7 protein-coding genes and 7 pseudogenes are annotated in these 16,865 nt (G+C 66.9%); 1 reads left to right on the top strand and 13 read right to left on the bottom strand.

All coding sequences use genetic code 11. From position 1 onward, the window contains the following. Positions 1-18: 18 nt before the first annotated feature. From G6N44_RS00070 to G6N44_RS00025, 10 genes and pseudogenes are all read right to left on the bottom strand, one after another. Positions 19-3,016 (bottom strand): annotated as a pseudogene (locus G6N44_RS00070) (Rne/Rng family ribonuclease). A gap of 289 nt (positions 3,017-3,305) precedes the next feature. Further along, positions 3,306-3,728, bottom strand: coding sequence for a nucleoside-diphosphate kinase (gene ndk / locus G6N44_RS00065; protein ID WP_075922034.1), 423 nt, complete (start codon positions 3,726-3,728; stop codon positions 3,306-3,308). Positions 3,729-3,802: 74 nt separating this feature from the next. Beyond that, positions 3,803-4,222, bottom strand: a complete 420-nt coding sequence (locus G6N44_RS00060; protein WP_163660043.1) for a DUF4233 domain-containing protein — start codon at positions 4,220-4,222, stop codon at positions 3,803-3,805. Continuing rightward, positions 4,219-5,624: pseudogene (folC, locus tag G6N44_RS00055) on the bottom strand (bifunctional tetrahydrofolate synthase/dihydrofolate synthase). The gene G6N44_RS00060 and the pseudogene folC overlap by 4 nt, the downstream one beginning before the upstream one ends. Further along, positions 5,621-8,282 (bottom strand): annotated as a pseudogene (locus tag G6N44_RS00050) (valine--tRNA ligase). Before G6N44_RS00050 ends, folC begins: the two co-directional pseudogenes overlap by 4 nt. Before the next feature lie 99 nt (positions 8,283-8,381). Continuing rightward, the gene (locus G6N44_RS00045; RefSeq protein WP_163660041.1) at positions 8,382-8,993 is read right to left on the bottom strand and encodes a DUF937 domain-containing protein; all 612 of its coding nucleotides are present in this window, start codon (positions 8,991-8,993) and stop codon (positions 8,382-8,384) included. Positions 8,994-9,109: 116 nt separating this feature from the next. Next, positions 9,110-10,356, bottom strand: a pseudogene (locus G6N44_RS00040) (saccharopine dehydrogenase family protein). A gap of 10 nt (positions 10,357-10,366) precedes the next feature. Next, complete coding sequence (locus G6N44_RS00035) at positions 10,367-11,743, bottom strand: S9 family peptidase (protein WP_163660039.1); 1,377 nt, start codon at positions 11,741-11,743, stop codon at positions 10,367-10,369. Positions 11,744-11,763: 20 nt separating this feature from the next. Next, positions 11,764-12,339, bottom strand: coding sequence for a TolB-like translocation protein (locus G6N44_RS29315; RefSeq protein ID WP_163660037.1), 576 nt, complete (start codon positions 12,337-12,339; stop codon positions 11,764-11,766). 26 nt (positions 12,340-12,365) lie between these two features. Then, positions 12,366-12,986, bottom strand: a complete 621-nt coding sequence (locus G6N44_RS00025; RefSeq protein WP_163660035.1) for a hypothetical protein — start codon at positions 12,984-12,986, stop codon at positions 12,366-12,368. 127 nt (positions 12,987-13,113) lie between these two features. Here G6N44_RS00025 and G6N44_RS00020 point away from each other — a divergent pair. Further along, positions 13,114-14,254 (top strand): annotated as a pseudogene (locus G6N44_RS00020) (FAD-dependent oxidoreductase). A gap of 2 nt (positions 14,255-14,256) precedes the next feature. On the opposite strand, the gene G6N44_RS00015 reads toward G6N44_RS00020, so the two are convergent. The 3 genes and pseudogenes from G6N44_RS00015 to mobA all read right to left on the bottom strand — a co-directional run bounded on the left by G6N44_RS00015 (position 14,257) and on the right by mobA (position 16,827). Further along, a complete protein-coding gene (locus G6N44_RS00015) occupies positions 14,257-14,727 on the bottom strand; it encodes a transglycosylase family protein (RefSeq protein ID WP_170309373.1) in 471 nt (156 codons plus the stop codon). 231 nt (positions 14,728-14,958) lie between these two features. Then, positions 14,959-15,279 (bottom strand): annotated as a pseudogene (locus G6N44_RS29310) (transglycosylase family protein). A gap of 1,047 nt (positions 15,280-16,326) precedes the next feature. Next, positions 16,327-16,827 (bottom strand): annotated as a pseudogene (gene mobA, locus G6N44_RS00005) (molybdenum cofactor guanylyltransferase). Between the last annotated feature and the right edge of the window lie 38 nt (positions 16,828-16,865).

Here is a 16,865-nt window from a genome sequence, read left to right as displayed (position 1 = left end):
AACTGCGCGGCATTGCCACTAGTCCTGGCGGGGCGGCCCGGCGGGCCTGGCTGCGGCACGTCGACGAACACGGCCGCGGTTGGGTGTCACCTCTGCTACCACGGGCTCTGGAGCCTGGTAGACGTCCTTCTCGGACTCGTCATCCTCGTCATCCTCGTCAGGGTCGTCAGAGTCCTCGTCATCCAAGTCCTCGTCGTCCGGGTCGTCCTCGAGGTCCTCGTCCGAGTCGTCGTCGAGGTCCTCGTCGTCGTCATCGAGGTCCTCATCGTCGAGGTCGATCTCGTCTTCGTCTTCTTCCGAGTCCTCATCCGAGTCCTCGTCCGATTCGTCCGATTCCTCGGCGTCGTGCGCATCGAAGCCGTCGGGAGATTCGTCGGTCACGCCCGCGTCGTCAGGAGTCACCTGCTCGTCACCCTCGCCGTCATGGGCCTCGGCGGCATGCTCGTCGATGTCCTCGTGACCTTCGTGGTCTTCGTCGGGGCGGTCGTTCGCCGCAGCCATGGCCTTGAACATCGGGTGCTCACCGACCGGATGGTCAGGCACCTTGACGACCGGCGTCTCTTCGGGCTCCGGACGGGCATTGCCCCGCTTACCCCGCTTGCTTCGGCGGCTGCTGCTTCCGCCGCTGCCACTGGATTCGGTCTTGCGGCCGGAGTTGGACGACGCGGCCGTGTCGACCGGGTCACCATGCAGCACGATGCCGCGGCCGGCGCAATGGGTGCACGATGTCGAGAACGCCTCGATCAGACCGGTACCCAACTTCTTTCGGGTCAGCTGCACGAGGCCCAGCGAGGTCACCTCGGACACCTGGTGCCGCGTGCGGTCCCGGCCCAGGGCCTCGGTCAGCCTGCGCAGTACCAGATCCCGGTTCGATTCGAGGACCATGTCGATGAAGTCGATGACCACGATGCCGCCGATGTCGCGCAACCGTAGTTGCCGCACGATCTCCTCGGCGGCCTCCAGGTTGTTGCGGGTGACGGTCTGCTCGAGGTTGCCGCCGGCACCGGTGAACTTGCCGGTGTTGACGTCGACGACGGTCATCGCTTCGGTGCGGTCGATGACCAGGGTTCCGCCCGAGGGCAGCCACACCTTGCGATCGAGCGCCTTGGCCAACTGCTCGTCGATGCGGTGCACGGCGAACACGTCGGGCGCATCGGCACCACCGGCGGGTTCGTACTTGGTGAGCCGGCCCATGAGATCGGGTGCAACGGTGTTGACGTAGGAGTTGATCGTGTCCCAGGCCTCGTCGCCGGAGACGATCAGGCCGGAGAAGTCCTCGTTGAACAGGTCACGGATGACCTTGACCAGAACATCGGGCTCTTCGTAGGGGCGACGGCCGCGCCGCCGCCTTCTTCGCGGTGACCTCGGCGCCCTTGGCGTCGATCTCGGTCCAGCGCTGCTGCAACCGTTCGACGTCGGATCGGATGTCCTCGGCTTTCACGCCCTCCGACGCGGTGCGGATGATCACCCCGGCATCGGCCGGAACAACCTCTTTGAGGATCTCCTTGAGCCGCTGGCGTTCGGTGTCGGGCAGCTTGCGGCTGATGCCGGTCGACGACGCACCCGGCACGTAGACCAGGTAGCGACCGGCCAGCGACACCTGCGTGGTGAGCCGGGCGCCCTTGTGCCCCACCGGATCCTTGCTGACCTGGACGACGACATAGTCGCCCGGCTTGAGGGCCTGCTCGATCTTGCGGTTCGACCCGCCGAGGCCGGCGGCCTCCCAGTTCACCTCGCCCGCGTAGAGGACACCGTTGCGTCCGCGGCCGATGTCGACGAAGGCAGCCTCCATTGAGGGCAGCACGTTCTGCACGATGCCGAGGTAGATGTTGCCGACCAGGCTGGCGGATGCCGCTGACGTCACAAAATGCTCGACGACGACACCGTCTTCCAGCACAGCGATCTGCGTGTAGCGGGCACCTTGATGCGGCGGGTCGGAGCGGACCTTGTCGCGCACGATCATGGTGCGTTCGACGGCCTCACGGCGGGCCAGGAACTCGGCCTCGCTCAGGATGGGGGGACGACGGCGGCCTGCGTCACGGCCATCGCGGCGGCGCTGACGCTTGGCCTCCAGGCGGGTCGATCCGCTGATCCCCTGGATCTCCGAGTCATCGCTGCCCTTGCCCGATCGCTCGGGCCGGGACGGACGTTCGTGCACGACGGTGTTGGGCGGGTCATCCGGCGAGCCCGCGTCGTCACCGTCACCGGAGCCGGACTTGCGCCGACGCCGGCGGCGACGGCGACGGTTGTTGCCGTCGCCACCCGCGGTGTCGTCGTCGGTGCCCTCATCGGATTCATCGGTCTCGTCGTCGGATTCCTCATCGGAATCGCTCTCGTCATCAGCGGTGTCGGTGTCGGATTCCGGGCCCGAATCGGATCCGTTTTCGTCGGCCTGCTCACCGCGGCCACGACCGCGACCCCGACGGCCCCGACGGCGCCGGCGCGCGGCGGGGCGATCCGCCTGATCGTCGTCGGTATCCGAGTCGGCATCGGTGTCATCGTCGGTATCGGTGTCGTCTTCGTCGTCATCATCCACATCGACGAGGACCGGCACGAAGCTGACGGGCTGCGGGGCGACGAACAGCGGCAGGTAATCGGCTCGCTCGGTGTGCGCTTCCCGAACCGCGGGGATATTCGCGGTCTCCAGGATCAACCGCGACTCGGGCTCGTCGCCCACCAGGACGGGGTCCTCTTCGGAAGCCTCGGCCGAGGCTTCTACCGGGGCCTCGACGGACTCGGCCGCTACCACCGCGACTTCCTCGACCTGCACCGGCTCGGACTGAGCCGGCTCGGTCGAGTCGAGAGCGAGTGCGTCACGAACCCGCTCCGCATCGACCTTGTCGATCGTGGAATGGGCACTGCGCCGACGGCCGTCGAACTCAGCCAGGGCGTCGAGCACTCGCCTGCTGGTGGTGCCGAGCACCCGCGCCAGGGAGTGGACTCTCAGCCGCTCGGGCAGTCCCTCCTCTTGCGGAGTCTCGGTCGATAGGTCGTCATTCTGGGCATCTTCGGCCACGAATTCTCCTCAAGCCCCCGGGCGCGTCGTATCGACGCGGCCACGCGAGGGCTCCCGCTATTGGCCCGGGACACTTTCCCCGGGCTTGTTGTGGTCTCGCTCCGGGCAGTTCGCTACCGAACCCACCCGGTGCCTGGCTGAATGATGGCTGGACGGCCCGCGCCGCACCGGATTGCGGTGGTCGCGCTCGTCGAAGTCTTCATTCGGGTCTTCAGCCTCGGTTGAGACTGGCAACCCGCACCCAGTATCCCACATCACTGACGCGGTACAGACCAGACTGCGAGAAGGATTATCGGGCGGAGGCTTCGCCAGGAAACCACAGGGCGATCTCACGGGCTGCCGACTCCGGCGAATCCGACCCGTGCACGAGGTTGTCCTGGGTCACAAGCGCCAGGTCACCGCGGATGGTGCCGGGCACAGCCTTCTCCACCGGGTCGGTGCCACCGGCGATCTGACGGAACGCCGCGATAGCCCGCGGACCCTCCACGATGGCGGCGACGACGGGTCCGGAAGTGATGAACTCCAGCAGCGAATCGAAGAACGGCTTGCCGTCGTGCTCGGCGTAGTGCTGCTTGGCCAGCTCGATGCTGACGTTCTTCAGTTCGAGCGCCGCCAGGGTCAGACCCTTGCGCTCGATCCGGCCGAGGATCTCCCCGACCAGGTGGCGCTGCACGCCGTCGGGCTTAATCAAGACAAGGGTCTGCTCAGTCACGAGCAGAGAGCGTACCGGTCGGTAACCCCGGCGTGCCACCGCGGGCTCCCAACGGAGACCGCACCTGGCCGCGGCTATTCGCCGGGCGGCTGCTGACCGGGCAGCAGACCCCGATCCTGCCTGCGTTTGACCTCACCCCGCAGGTACACGATCAACAGCCAGACCACGGCGAAGATCACACCGATGAAGCCGATCGCCCCATGGATGAGCGCCCCGGCGATCACTACCAGTTGGATACCCAGGTTCGCCCAGATGGCCCAGGGCCGGCCCTGCAGCCCCGACATCAGGATCAACACGACGGCCAGACCGATCACAAATCCGCCCGACGTCCAGGTCAGCCCGGCGTTACTGACACCCACCACAGGTAGGGCCAGAAGTACCACGATGGCTTCCAGGATCAACGTGCCTGCCATCACGCCACGGAAGCTCTTCCATGGGTCAGGGGGTGCCGGCGTGTCGCCGGGCGTCTGATCACTCGGAGTCTGATCGTTCATTGCGGGTCCCGTCCGAACAGGGTCCGGGCCACGCCGGCCGTCACCACCGAACCGGTGATCACCATTCCGGACCCGGACAGGCCTTCTTCTGCGCCGGCCTCCTCGACCAACGCGGTGGCGGTTTCGATGGCATCCGACAGCGTCATGGCGGTGATCACCCGATCCTGGCCGAAACGCTCCTCGGCCAGCAACGCCAACGACTCGACATCCATCGCCCGCGGTGAACCGTTGTGGGTGACCACGATCTGGTCGAACACCGACTCGAGCGCGCTCAGGATGCCACCGGCGTCCTTGTCCCCCATCACCGACACCACCCCGACGAGGAAGCGGAAGTCGAACTCCTGCTGCAGGGTCTGCGCCAGCGCCGCAGCCCCGGCCGGATTGTGTGCCGCATCGATGAAAACTGTTGGCGCACTTCGCATGCGCTCCATCCGGCCCGGGCTGTGCACCGCCGCGAACCCGGCCCGGATCGCCTCGACATCCAGTTGACGGTCGGCACCCGCACCGAAGAACGCTTCGACCGCGGCCAGTGCGAGAACCGCGTTGTGCGCCTGATGCTCGCCGTGCAGCGGCAGGAAGATCTCGGAATACACACCGCTCAGGCCCTGTAACTCCAACACCTGACCACCGATGGCGACCTGCCTGGACAGCACAGCGAACTCGGAGTCTTCGCGGGCGACGGCCGCGTCGGCGCGCACCGCTTCGGCCAGCAGCACGTCCATCGCCTCGGGAACCTGCTTGGCGATGACCGCCACCGTGTCGGTCGGAACCAGATCGTCGGGTTGGCGGGTGATGATGCCGGCCTTCTCCCCCGCGATCTCCGCGATCGTGTCGCCCAGATAGTCGGTGTGGTCGATGCCGATCGGGGTGATCACCGCGACCGGGGCGTTGACGACGTTGGTGGCGTCCCAGCGTCCGCCCATCCCGACCTCGACGACGGCGACATCGATGGGCACGTCGGCGAATGCTGCGAAGGCCATCGCAGTGAGGACCTCGAACTTGCTCATCTTCGGCCCACCGGCAGCCTCGGACTGCTGGTCCACAAGTTGCACGAACGGTTCGACCTCGGTGTAGGCATTCACGTATTGCGCTGGCGTGATCGGCTTTCCGTCGATCGAGATGCGTTCCACCGCGGACTGCAGATGCGGGCTGGTGGTGCGCCCGTACGCCGGTGCAGTGCGGTCAGCAGCGCATCGATGAGGCGGGCGACCGACGTCTTGCCGTTCGTCCCGGCGACATGGATCGACGGGTAGGCCCGCTGCGGTGAGCCCAGCAGCTCCAGCAGGGCCGCGATGCGTGCCGTGCTGGGGTCCAGCTTGGTCTCGGGCCAGCGCTGATCGAGTAGGTGCTCGACCTGCAGCAGTGCGGCGATCTCATCCGGAGTAGGGACTGGGTCACTCACTTGAGGGCTGCCAGGCGTGCATTGATCCGCTCGACCTCTTCGCCGGCCAACTGCTGACGGTCACGGATCTTGTCGACGACGTTCTCGGGCGCCTTGGCCAGAAACGCCTCGTTGCCGAGCTTGGCCGTCGTGGTCGCGAGTTCCTTCTGCGCCGCGGCCAGGTCCTTCTCCAGCCGGCGTCGTTCGGCCGCGACATCGACGGTGCCCGAGGTGTCCACCTCGACGAGCACCGTGGCCTGCGCCAGACGCACCTCGACCGAGGCCGACGGGGTGAACCCGTCACCGGCGTCGGTCAGCCAGGCCAGCGCGGTGACCGCGGGCAGTTGCTCGGTCAGGCCGGCCTCGGCGATCGCCGTCAGCCGGGCCGGAACCCGCTGCCGGTCGGCCAGGCCCTGGTCGCTACGGAAGCGGCGCACCTCGGTGATCAGCTTCTGCATATCGGCAATGTGTTGTGCCGCAACCGGATCGAGCGCAATACCCGACGGCTCCGGCCACCGCGCGATCACGATGGATTCGCCGTCGGTGAGCGTCTTCCACAGCGTCTCGGTGACGAACGGCATGACCGGGTGCAGCAGTTTGAGCAGAGCGTCGAGCACTGCCGCCAACACCGCTGTCGTGTGAGAGACGCCTGGTTCTTTCTGGCTGCCCAACTGCACCTTGGCCAGCTCCACGTACCAGTCGCAGAACTCGTCCCAGGCGAAGTGGTACAGCGATTCGCAGGCCCGGCTGAACTCGTAGCTGTCGAGTGCCGAATCCACCTCGGCCCGGACCTCTTCCAGGCGGCCGAGGATCCAGCGGTCGGCGTCGGTCAGGTCGCTCACAGCGGGCAACGGAGCGGGTGCGGCACCGTTCATCAACGCGAAGCGGGTCGCATTGAACAGCTTGGTGGCGAAGTTGCGCGACGCACGAGCGTGGTCCTCACCGATGGACAGATCGCCGCCGGGGCTCGCCCCACGTGCCAGGGTGAATCGCAGTGCGTCGGCGCCGAACTTCTCCACCCAGTCCAGCGGGTCGATGCCGTTGCCGCGCGACTTGCTCATCTTGCGGCCGAACTCGTCGCGGATCAGCCCGTGCAGGAACACATTCTCGAACGGCACCTGCGGGGCGCGGGCACCGTCGAACGTGATCGCCGGATCGTCGGCGACGAAGGTACCGAACATCATCATCCGGGCCACCCAGAAGAACAGGATGTCGTAGCCGGTGACCAGCACCGAGGTCGGATAGAACTTGGCCAACTCGGGCGTGTGGTCGGGCCAGCCCAAGGTCGAGAACGGCCACAGCGCCGAGGAGAACCAGGTGTCGAGGACGTCGGGGTCCTGCTCCCAGCCTGCCGGCGGGGTCTCGTCGGGGCCGACGCACACGGTCTCGCCGTTCGGTCCGTGCCAGATCGGAATCCGGTGACCCCACCACAGCTGCCGGGAAATGCACCAGTCGTGCATGTTGTCCACCCAGGCGAACCACCGCGGCTCCAGGCTCGGCGGGTGAATGACGGTGTCGCCGTTGCGCACCGCATCGCCCGCCGCCTTGGCCAGACCGTCCACCTTGACCCACCACTGCAGGGACAGCCGCGGCTCGATGGGCTCGCCGCTGCGCTCGGAGTGTCCGACGCTGTGCAGGTACGGCCGCTTCTCGGCGACGATCCGGCCCTGCTCGGCCAGCACCTCGCGGATCTTGACCCGGGCCTCGAACCGGTCCATCCCGTCGAATTGTGTTCCGGTGTCGGCGATCCGGCCTTTGGCATCCATGATCGTCGGCATCGGCAGCTGGTGGCGCATGCCGATCTCGAAGTCGTTCGGATCGTGGGCTGGGGTGACTTTGACTGCGCCGGTACCGAATTCGGGATCGACGTGGGTGTCGGCGACCACGATCATCTCGTGGTCGGCAAATGGATGCGGCAGGGTCTTGCCGACCAGGTCGCGATAGCGCTCGTCGTCGGGGTGCACGGCGATCGCGGTGTCACCGAGCATCGTCTCCACCCGGGTGGTGGCCACCACGATGTGGGGCTCGTCGTCGTTCATCGAGCCGTAGCGGAACGAGACCAGCTCGCCCTCGACGTCTTCGTACTTGACCTCGGGTCGCTGATCGCCGTCTCCAGCACCGGCGACCAGTTGACCAACCGCTCGGCCTGGTAGATCAGCCCCGCATCGAAGAGCCTTTTGAAGATCGTGCGCACGGCACGCGACAGACCCTCGTCCATGGTGAAGCGGTCGCGGCTCCAGTCCACACCGTCACCGAGGCGGCGCATCTGCCCGCCGATGGTGCCGCCGGACTCGTGCTTCCAGTCCCAGACCTTCTCGACGAAGCGTTCGCGGCCCATGCCTTGCCGGCTCAGCCCTCAGCGGCGAGCTGCTTTTCCACCACGGTCTGGGTCGCGATGCCGGCGTGGTCCATGCCGGGCAGCCACAGCACCTCGAAGCCCTGCATCCGCTTGCGGCGGGTCAGGGCGTCCATCAGGGTGTGGTCGAGCGCGTGGCCCATGTGCAGGCTGCCGGTCACATTGGGCGGTGGCAGCACGATCGAGTACGGCGGCTTTTCGCTGGCCGGATCGGCGGTGAAGTATCCGGCATCCACCCAGCCCTGGTACAGGTCGGCTTCTACCGCAGCCGGATCCCAGGATTTGGGTAGGGCATCGGCACGGTTGTCAGGGGTGGGAGTCACCGAGCCATTCTAAGAAGGACGCACCCGAATACGCGAAAGCCCCCGATGCCCGGTGCGTTCGCTGGGCGTCGGGGGCTCTCGTGCAGGGGTGCGCCGGGCCTACTTCTTGCCGCCGAGCAGGCCGCCGAGGATCTCACCGATGGCATTGCCCTGGCTGCCACCGCCGCCGAGCACGCTGCCCAGGATGCTGCCCAGCGGGTTGTTGGCGGCGGCACCGCCACCGGCTGCGCCGCCGAGGATGCTGCCGAGGATGTCCCCGAGGCCGCCGCCGGAAGCCTGCGCCTCTCCGGCCGGAGCGGCGTTCTTCTGGGCGAACTGCTTGCCGATGTAGGCGAGCACGATCGGCGCCAGGATCGGCAGTAGCCTCTTGATCAGGTCGCCGCCACCGGCGCCCGTACCGGCCAACGCCGACGCGACCTGGTTGCTGTCGTTGCCGCCGAAGATCTTCGAGACGATCTGGTTGCCTTTGCCGGCGTCGACCTGGTCGACACTCACCCCACCGTCGAGCAGTCCGCTGGCGGCCTGCGCGGACACGGCCGACTCAAGATCGCTGGAGTCGATGCTGTCGGCCTGTACGTTCTCGGCCACGCCGCCGACCAGAGCCGGAATCAAGGTCTTGATGGCGTTGCTCACCTCGCCTTCATCGGCGCCGAGCTTATTGGCTATATCCGCCACGGGGATCTGCGCGAAGAGATCGTCGAGACCGGCCATTTTTCTATCCCACCTTCGTTGCTGGCGTACTGGAAGTGCTCATCCTCGACACTAGTCGACTGTGATCTTGTCCCACAGGTGTTCGACGCAGGCCGAGCTATTCGTGTTGCGCCGGCTCAACTCAGCGCGGTGGTTTCCAGCGTCACCCCGGCGGCCGGTAGCCGGGTGAGCAGCACATCTCCCATCGCTGCCACCGGTGTCAGCACACCGCGCCGGTCCGAAAGAGCGTCACGGTCGGTAGCCAGGGCGAGCCCGCACTCGCCGAGCAGCACCGCGGTCGACTTGTACCCGGATCTCCTTGCTGGGCCATGGCCGCCACGTAGCGGGCACCCGACGTCGTCGTGGTGTAGGTCTCGACGCGGTAGTGACCCTGCTCGCGAGCCCGCTCACTGGGTCCGGTTCCCGGCTTCGGAGCCAGCCGCTCGACTAGGCGGCGGGGCAACCGGTTGAAGTAGCGGCCGCCCACACCGAGGGTGAACGCGTTGGATCCGGTCATCATCGCCGCGGCCAGCGGGGCGACGGGTGACCGGCCCACACTCATCTGCTCGGCGTACTCGAACCGGCGTCCGTAGGCGTAGCCCAGTAGTGCGTTACTACGCCGCACGATTCGGGTGTTCGGCGCCGCCATCGCAAAAGCGCCGGTCCAGTAGCCGGCGAGTTCGGGTGCGATCTCGCCACCGCGGCGCCACCGTACGTCGGGCTGAGCACCGAGTTCGGGCTCCGCGCCACGGTCGGGGCTCAGGGTGTACGGATCGTTCATCAGCGCTCTGGCCTCGGGATCCGACGACAACGTGTCGAGCAACTCCAGCATCGAGGCCACGGTGCCGCCCGACACGCCGCCGGCGAAGCTGCGCACCACCAGGTTGGTGTCACCGAGTTCCCCGGCGCCATCCGCGAGGGCCCGCTGATACAGCGCATACACCGTGAGATCGGAAGGCACCGAATCGAATCCGCACGAATGCACGATCCGGGCACCGGTGTCGACCGCCTGCTTGTGGTGCAGGTCGATGCTGTCGCGGATGAACGTCGTCTCACCGGTGAGATCGGCGTAGTCGGTACCGGCGGCCGCACGCCGCAACCAACGGCATTCCGTAGCGCGCGTAGGGGCCCACCGTCGTTACCACCACCTGCGTGCGCGCAGCCATCGCATCGAGGGAGGTCTGGGAGGTGGCGTCGGCCATCACCAACGGCCACGACTGCGCGCCTGCCCCAGGCCGTCACGAATGGCGCGCAGGCGCTCCTCCGAACGTCCGGCCAGGGCGATCCGGGCCGATCCCCCGGCTCCGGCCAGGTACTCGGCGGTCAGCTTTCCGGCGAATCCCGTGGCGCCGTACAACACCAGGTCAAACTCACGCTGTGTCACGTTCCCGACGCTACCCGAGCAGTTCGGGCTGCTGCACGGGTTCGCCGCGCAGGTGCTCACCGAGGAATCCAGTCACCACCTGGTACCAGATCTTGGCGTGCTGCGGCGACAGCACCCAGTGATTCTCGCTCGGGTAGTACAGGAAGCGGTGGGGACTTTCGCCGTGCTCGTCGGCGGGCAACCCCGAATACGTGAGCAGCTCGTACCACAGCCGCAGCGCCTCGCCGATCGGCACGCGATAGTCCTTGTCTCCGTGGATGACCAGCATCGGGGTGGTGATGTCGCCGACGGACAGGTGAGGTGAATTGCGCTGGGCCATCTCGGGTGTCATCGCGTGCCCACCAGTAGGCGCCGTCGGTGGTGGGCCCGAACTGGTCCAGCGCCCACAGGCTGGCATGCGTGACGATCGCGTCGAACCGGTCGGTGTGGCGGCGATCCAGTTGGCCATGTACCCACCGAAGGATCCGCCCATCGCGGCAGTCCGTGATGCGTCGACACGCGGATGCGCTGAGGCGGCATCGGTGGCGGCCATCAGGTCGGTGTAGGGCTCGCCGCCCCAGGCGCCCCATCCGCGGGAGATGAAGTCCTGTCCGTAACCGGTGGACAGCCCCGGGTCCGGCATCAACACCGCGTATCCCTGGGCGGTGAGCAACCACGGGTTCCACCGCCAGTGCCAGCTGTTCCAACTGCCCAACGGCCCGCCGTGAATCCACAGCACCAACGGGGCCGGTTGCTCTCCGGCGGGCAGGGTGAGCCAGGATCTGATCGTTGTGCCGTCGGCCGCGGCCGCGGTGATCTCGGTCAGCGTGCCGGGCAGTTGGGGCGCGTCGAGGCACGGGATCTCGGTGACGCTGCCGTCCGCGTCGATACGGACGGGATGCGGCGGCACCGCGTACGAGCTACGCAACGCATAGATCACGCCGCCGGGTGCGGGTCTGACATCGGTGTAGGTGAAGTCGTCGTCGGTCAGCCGAGTCACCGCCCCCGAGACGGGGTCGACGGAGAAAATCGGGCCGCGGCCACCGTCGTCGGCCGTCACGATCAGCATCGAGGAATCCAGTGTCCAGGCCACCGAGGACGGCCACCGATCCCAGTCGCCCGTCAGCTCCACCAGATCTTCACCGAACCGCATGCAGCACAGCGTGATCCGCGGCGGCGCGGTGGGAGTGGAATGGGTCTCCCGGGTGAAGGCCACCGCGCTGCCATCGGGTGCGATCGCGGGGCGCTCCAGGTCGGCTCCGGATTCCTCGGCGATGGTGGTGCGTTCGCCGGTGACCCGGTCGATGCGCACCAGGACCACCCGCAGGGCCGTGCCGGGGCCAGGAGCCTGCCAGGACGTCACCACGAATCCACCGTCGGCGCTGAGATCGAACGTCGTCTCCCGCAACGCCGCGCCCGGGTCGGCGGTCAGATCCTGTGGCCCGGCCTCGTCATCCCCAGGTCGAAGAGGTGGGCTGGTCCGGCCCCAGGTCGTGATCCCAGTGCCGGACCGGGTAGCCGGTGTGCAGGATCGCCGACACCTTGGTGTCCTTGCGCGCCTCGCGCCGTGCCTTGTCGTCGTCGACCCGGTCGACGACGACAGCAGGACGTGGTCACCACGGTGGCGTCGGCGGCGCGGGCGCTCACGGCCGCGGTGACGCCGCCGGGCATCGCCAGCACCTCGAATGCCTCACCACCGGTCGCCGGCAGCCGCCACAGGGCCGCCGGCGGTGTGTCGTCCCCCTCTGCGGGACGCACCGAGAGGAACAACACGTCTGCGTCCGCGGTGAACACCGGAGCGGACTCCCCTTTGGCCCCTTGGGTCAGCCGACGCGCGGGTTCGACTCCGGCAGGATCCAATTCCCATATCGCACTGACGAATTCGGTGCGTTTGTCATTGAGTGTGCTGACCGTGGTAACCAGCCGTGAACCATCCGGCGACACCGCGAGACCTGACACCCGGGGCAGCGCGAAATAGTCGTCGAGATCGTTGAAGGCCGTCATGGCTCCCCACGGTAACGGCGCAACGGTCAGACCACCTCGGTGACCGCTCCGGTGACGTCCGCTCGAACCTGCTTGCTGCTGCGCTCGCCCTGGACGTTGATGAAGACGATCACGTTGTCGTCGAACGGGATGTTGCGCTTGATGCTGATCGTCTGCACCTTGCCGTCGGGGATCTCACTGGCCGCCACGGCGCCCTCGATCGCCGCGACGATCGCACTGGTCGGCACGTCGGAGGTGGCGAACAGGTTGTGCCGCAGCGCTTCGGTGTCGTCGTCATAGTCGATGGGGCGCGGCGGTGCGACGATGCCGGACGTGTAGCTCCATTCGTTGAGCTCGGTCGGGGCGTTGGGGTCGATGGCCTCGATCTTGAGTACGCCGGGCGTGATCACGACGTCGACCACCTGCATCGGGTTGGCGCCGACCTTTTCGCCGATCGCCGCATAGGCGTTGTCGATGCCCTCCGCGGTGAACAGGTTGCCCGACACCACTTCGGTGATCTTCTCGGTGCCCGAGGAGACAACCTTCTCGGCCGCCCGGCAGCCGCGTCCCGGATATCGGTCGCCGTCGAGCAGCCACTCAGCGCCGAGGCGGCAATCAGTGTGGCGCCGAGCGCGATACCGAAGCGGGTGAGTTTCATCTGACCTCATTCATTCGTTCCATCCCGGCAAATTCGGCGCGGGAACCGGTAGGCACACTGCGAGAACGCTGGAAGGCTACCCAGCCCCCCACCGACCGTGGTGAGTCGCCCGGACCCAGCCCGGCTAGATTCGACCGATGGCACAGTCCGTCCTGGTCGTCGGCGCAGGTATCACCGGCCTGGCCACCGCAGTCGCGTTGCAGCGTCACGGGTTTGAGGTGTCCGTCGTCGAGGCGCGTGCCGACACCACCACGGGGGCCGGCATCAGCATCTGGCCCAATGCGCTCGCTGCGCTCGACGAGATCGGACTGGGCGACCAGGTGCGCGCGTCCGGCGGGCGGGTCACCGCGGGGGCCATGCGCTGGCACGATGGCACCTGGCTGCGTCGCCCGGCGGCCGACCGGATGATTCGGGCACTCGGCGAACCGCTCGTGGTGATTCATCGAACCGCGTTGACCGAGATCCTCACCGGGGCGTTGCACCCCGACACCGTCGAATACGGGGTGGGCGCGCAGACACTCGACGCACGCGACGGTGAGGTGCGGGTGCGGTTGTCGGATGGATCGGTGCGGGCGGTGGCCGCGGTCATCGGCGCCGACGGAGTCGATTCCACGGTGGCGCGTCACCTCAACGGTCCACTGGAACGTCGCTACGCCGGGTACACGGCCTGGCGCGGGGTGGCCGACCATGCCATCGACCCCGAACTCGCGGGCGAGACGATGGCCCCCGGGATGGAGGCCGGCCACGTGCCCCTCGGCCCCGACCACACGTACTGGTTCGCCACCCAACGGGCTCCGCAGGGACACCGGAACGGCGACGGAGAGTTGAGGCACCTGCAACAGATCTTCGGCACCTGGGCCGACCCCGTCCCGACGCTGCTCGCCACTACAGATCCCGATCAGGTGCTCCGCAACGATCTATACGACCGGGCCCCGGCCCGCTACTGGGCCCGGGGGCCTGTGGTGATCGCCGGGGACGCCGCCCATCCGATGCGCCCGCATCTGGGCCAGGGCGGTTGTCAGGGGTTGGAGGATGCCGCCACGTTGGCCGGGCTCGCGGGGCCCGATCTGGCGACCGCCTTCTCCCGATTCGCGACCGTGCGACGCAGACGCGTGATGGCGATCGTGCGGGAGTCACAGTTCATCGGCCGGGTGGTGAACCTTCGTCCGCAGGTACTCAGCGCCGCTGCCACGGGCGTCGGTCCTCGTGCCTGAATATGTATTGACCCGGCATCTGGCCTCGATCGCCGCGCGCGGGGCGTTCACCCCCGTGCGCTGAGCTCAGCGCGGCACACCGAACGCGGTCAAAGGGTCCAGGAAGGTCGTGCAGATCCGCCGCAGGTCGAAGATCCCCAGCACCGCGCCGGGACGCACGGCCTGGCAGCCGGTCGACGCGGCGGGCCGCCAGCCCGCCGGCGTTCCACCGCGGGCGCCGCACTTCGGCCAGGCCCCGATCCCCTGGGTGGCCAGGACGTTCTCGGCGACGCGGATCTGCTCTTCACGCGACGCCGAGGCAGGCGATCCGATTCCGCCATTCGAGGCCCAGGTTGCCGGTTTGAACTGCAGACCGCCGTAGTGGCCGTTGCCGGTGTTGATGGACCAGTTACCGCCCGACTCGCAGTCGGCGATCGCATCCCAGTTCACCGTGTCCGCACCGGCAGTCGCCGTGGCCCCCAACAGGGGTGTGAGCATGAGCCCGGCCGACACTGCGATAAGCCAGAACGCCCTGTTCAACATCCTTCTTATGGTCATCTCACGGCCCTTCCCCGACCTTTGACACCGGGACCGCGGCAGATGCCGATCACGTTCGTGCAACTGTGCGGTCACTAATAGGTTCGTGTGACCAACGTCACGCGTTACAGGGGAGGCTGAAGTTTTATCGGAGGCTCTCGGGCTGGAGTAACCCGAGCATTCTGATGAAACAGAAGCGGTGCCGGGCAACAGCCCGGCACCGCTTCGTATCAAGTTGTTGGTAGCGCTGTCCTAGCCGCGCCGACCGCACGACGGCCAGCACCGATGCCCTGGCTGCGCAGCACGTTCTCGGCGACCCGGATCTGCTCGAGCGCGAGGCCTGATGAGGCATGCCGCCCCACCGTTGGAGCGCCAGGTGCCGAGGTTGAACTGGAGGCCACCGTAGTACCCGTTACCGGTGTTGATCGCCCAGTTGCCGCCCGACTCACAGGCAGCGACGGCGTCCCAGTTGACGCTGTCCGCATTGGCGGTGCCGGCACCCAGTGCCACAGGAGCCACAGCGAGCGCTCCGGCGATGATGCCCAGGCCAAACGTCTTGCGGATGTTCTTCACTTCGTTCCTCTCGCCAAGCGCGCGCCAAGCACACCCGCTCACGCGGATGCGGCAGCCTGTATCCAGGCCGGAAGGGTTGGTTCGCGCCGTCTCGGTCAGGCACGAAAGGGAGGCCAGTGCCCGGCCGGGATCAGACCCAGGCCCCGCGTCGGGCGTAATCGCCACCGCGGCCCCACTCACCGCAGGTTCTTGGTGTTTTGAAATTATTTGCTCCGCATTTGGAGTCGCTTTGGACCGTACAAAGGTCTCGAAGAGAAGTCATCCCGATGTAGCCACGATCGCGGAATGATCACGGATAGATAACGCGACGCTGAACGAACTGTCTGTGCAGGTCAGCCACGGACCAGCGTCGTTACCGTTTCGTGATTGGCGCAAACAAATCGTGACCGAGATCACGCATATTTTGTGAGCTGGCCCACCTGATTCGGGCGCAGCAACACCGACACCTGGGCCCATTGACGCTAAAAGCGCTGGTGGATGCCATCGGCGAGGTGTCATCGCGCATCGAATCGCGCAAATCTGTTCGCTGCAGCCCTCACCCGCCAGGCAGCCTGAATTCCACCCGAAAGCACTGGCGCACAACACTTATCGACCGGCTTGCCGACCCTCGCCACACCCTTGCGACGGCCGTTCCAGCGCGCCAGCGGTCGGCGTAGATCATCCAACTGTGTTGCCCTGCAATTGATTACACCAAGACAGCATGAAGCGCCAAGTCGCTGGGCCAACTCTGACGCCGAGCGATGAATTCCGCATGCCACGCAAAGCGTGCGGTCAGGGTGTTTTTGTCGGGAATAGCGCAGCTTCGTCGTACACCGCAACGAATTTCCCGCTGCATTCACGCCACCAGCGGTCCATCGAATGGTACTGAGCCCCAGCGGCTTCCGTGACCGACCGGCACACAATCACCGCTGGCGTTTCCCAATTCGCCCGCTTTCCGGGACCTCAAATATGGCGAAATGCAGGCTGAATTATCTCGACACGATAAATTGGGCCGAGTTTCGCGACTAATTCATAATTTGCTGCATACCATCTACCGAATAGCGGCGCTCAGGGCAGATCGGCTGCCGTGTTGACGTTGGTCAGCGCTCGCTGCGGTGGCATCACGATCCGCTGCGTATCGACGGACTCGGCCAGCGCGCGCATGCTGCGCCCGGCACCGGACCGCGATCTGCTCGGTGAGCGCGCTGCGATAGATCCCCGCCAGGTAATGGGCCCTGCCGTCCCAGGGCAGCACGATATCGGCGGGCACCCGGTCGGCCGCGGCCGCCAGGACACCGATCAGTTCGGAATTCAGATACGGCATGTCGACCGCGCAGACGAAGGCGCGCTCCAGGCCGGCTTCGGCGACGGCACGCAGCCCACGGCCGGTCGCGACCAGCGGCCCCACCCCCCGCACCTCGTCGCGCAGCACCTCAGCCCGCAGTTCAGGCAGCGGCTGGCCGGGTGCGGCGATGACAAAACCGGTGCGCACCGCGTACTCACGGCGGCGACCACATGCTCGACCATCGTCGAACCGTCAAACGGCAGCGTCGCCTTGTCGCGCCCCATACGGCGCAGCCCCCCCGCCAGAACTACCGCGGCGAGCG

The sequence above is a fragment of the Mycolicibacterium alvei genome (assembly GCF_010727325.1).
Lineage (GTDB): Bacteria > Actinomycetota > Actinomycetes > Mycobacteriales > Mycobacteriaceae > Mycobacterium > Mycobacterium alvei.
The sequence above is the reverse complement of the archived record's forward strand: the minus strand, read 5'-3'. Positions and strand labels throughout refer to the sequence as shown.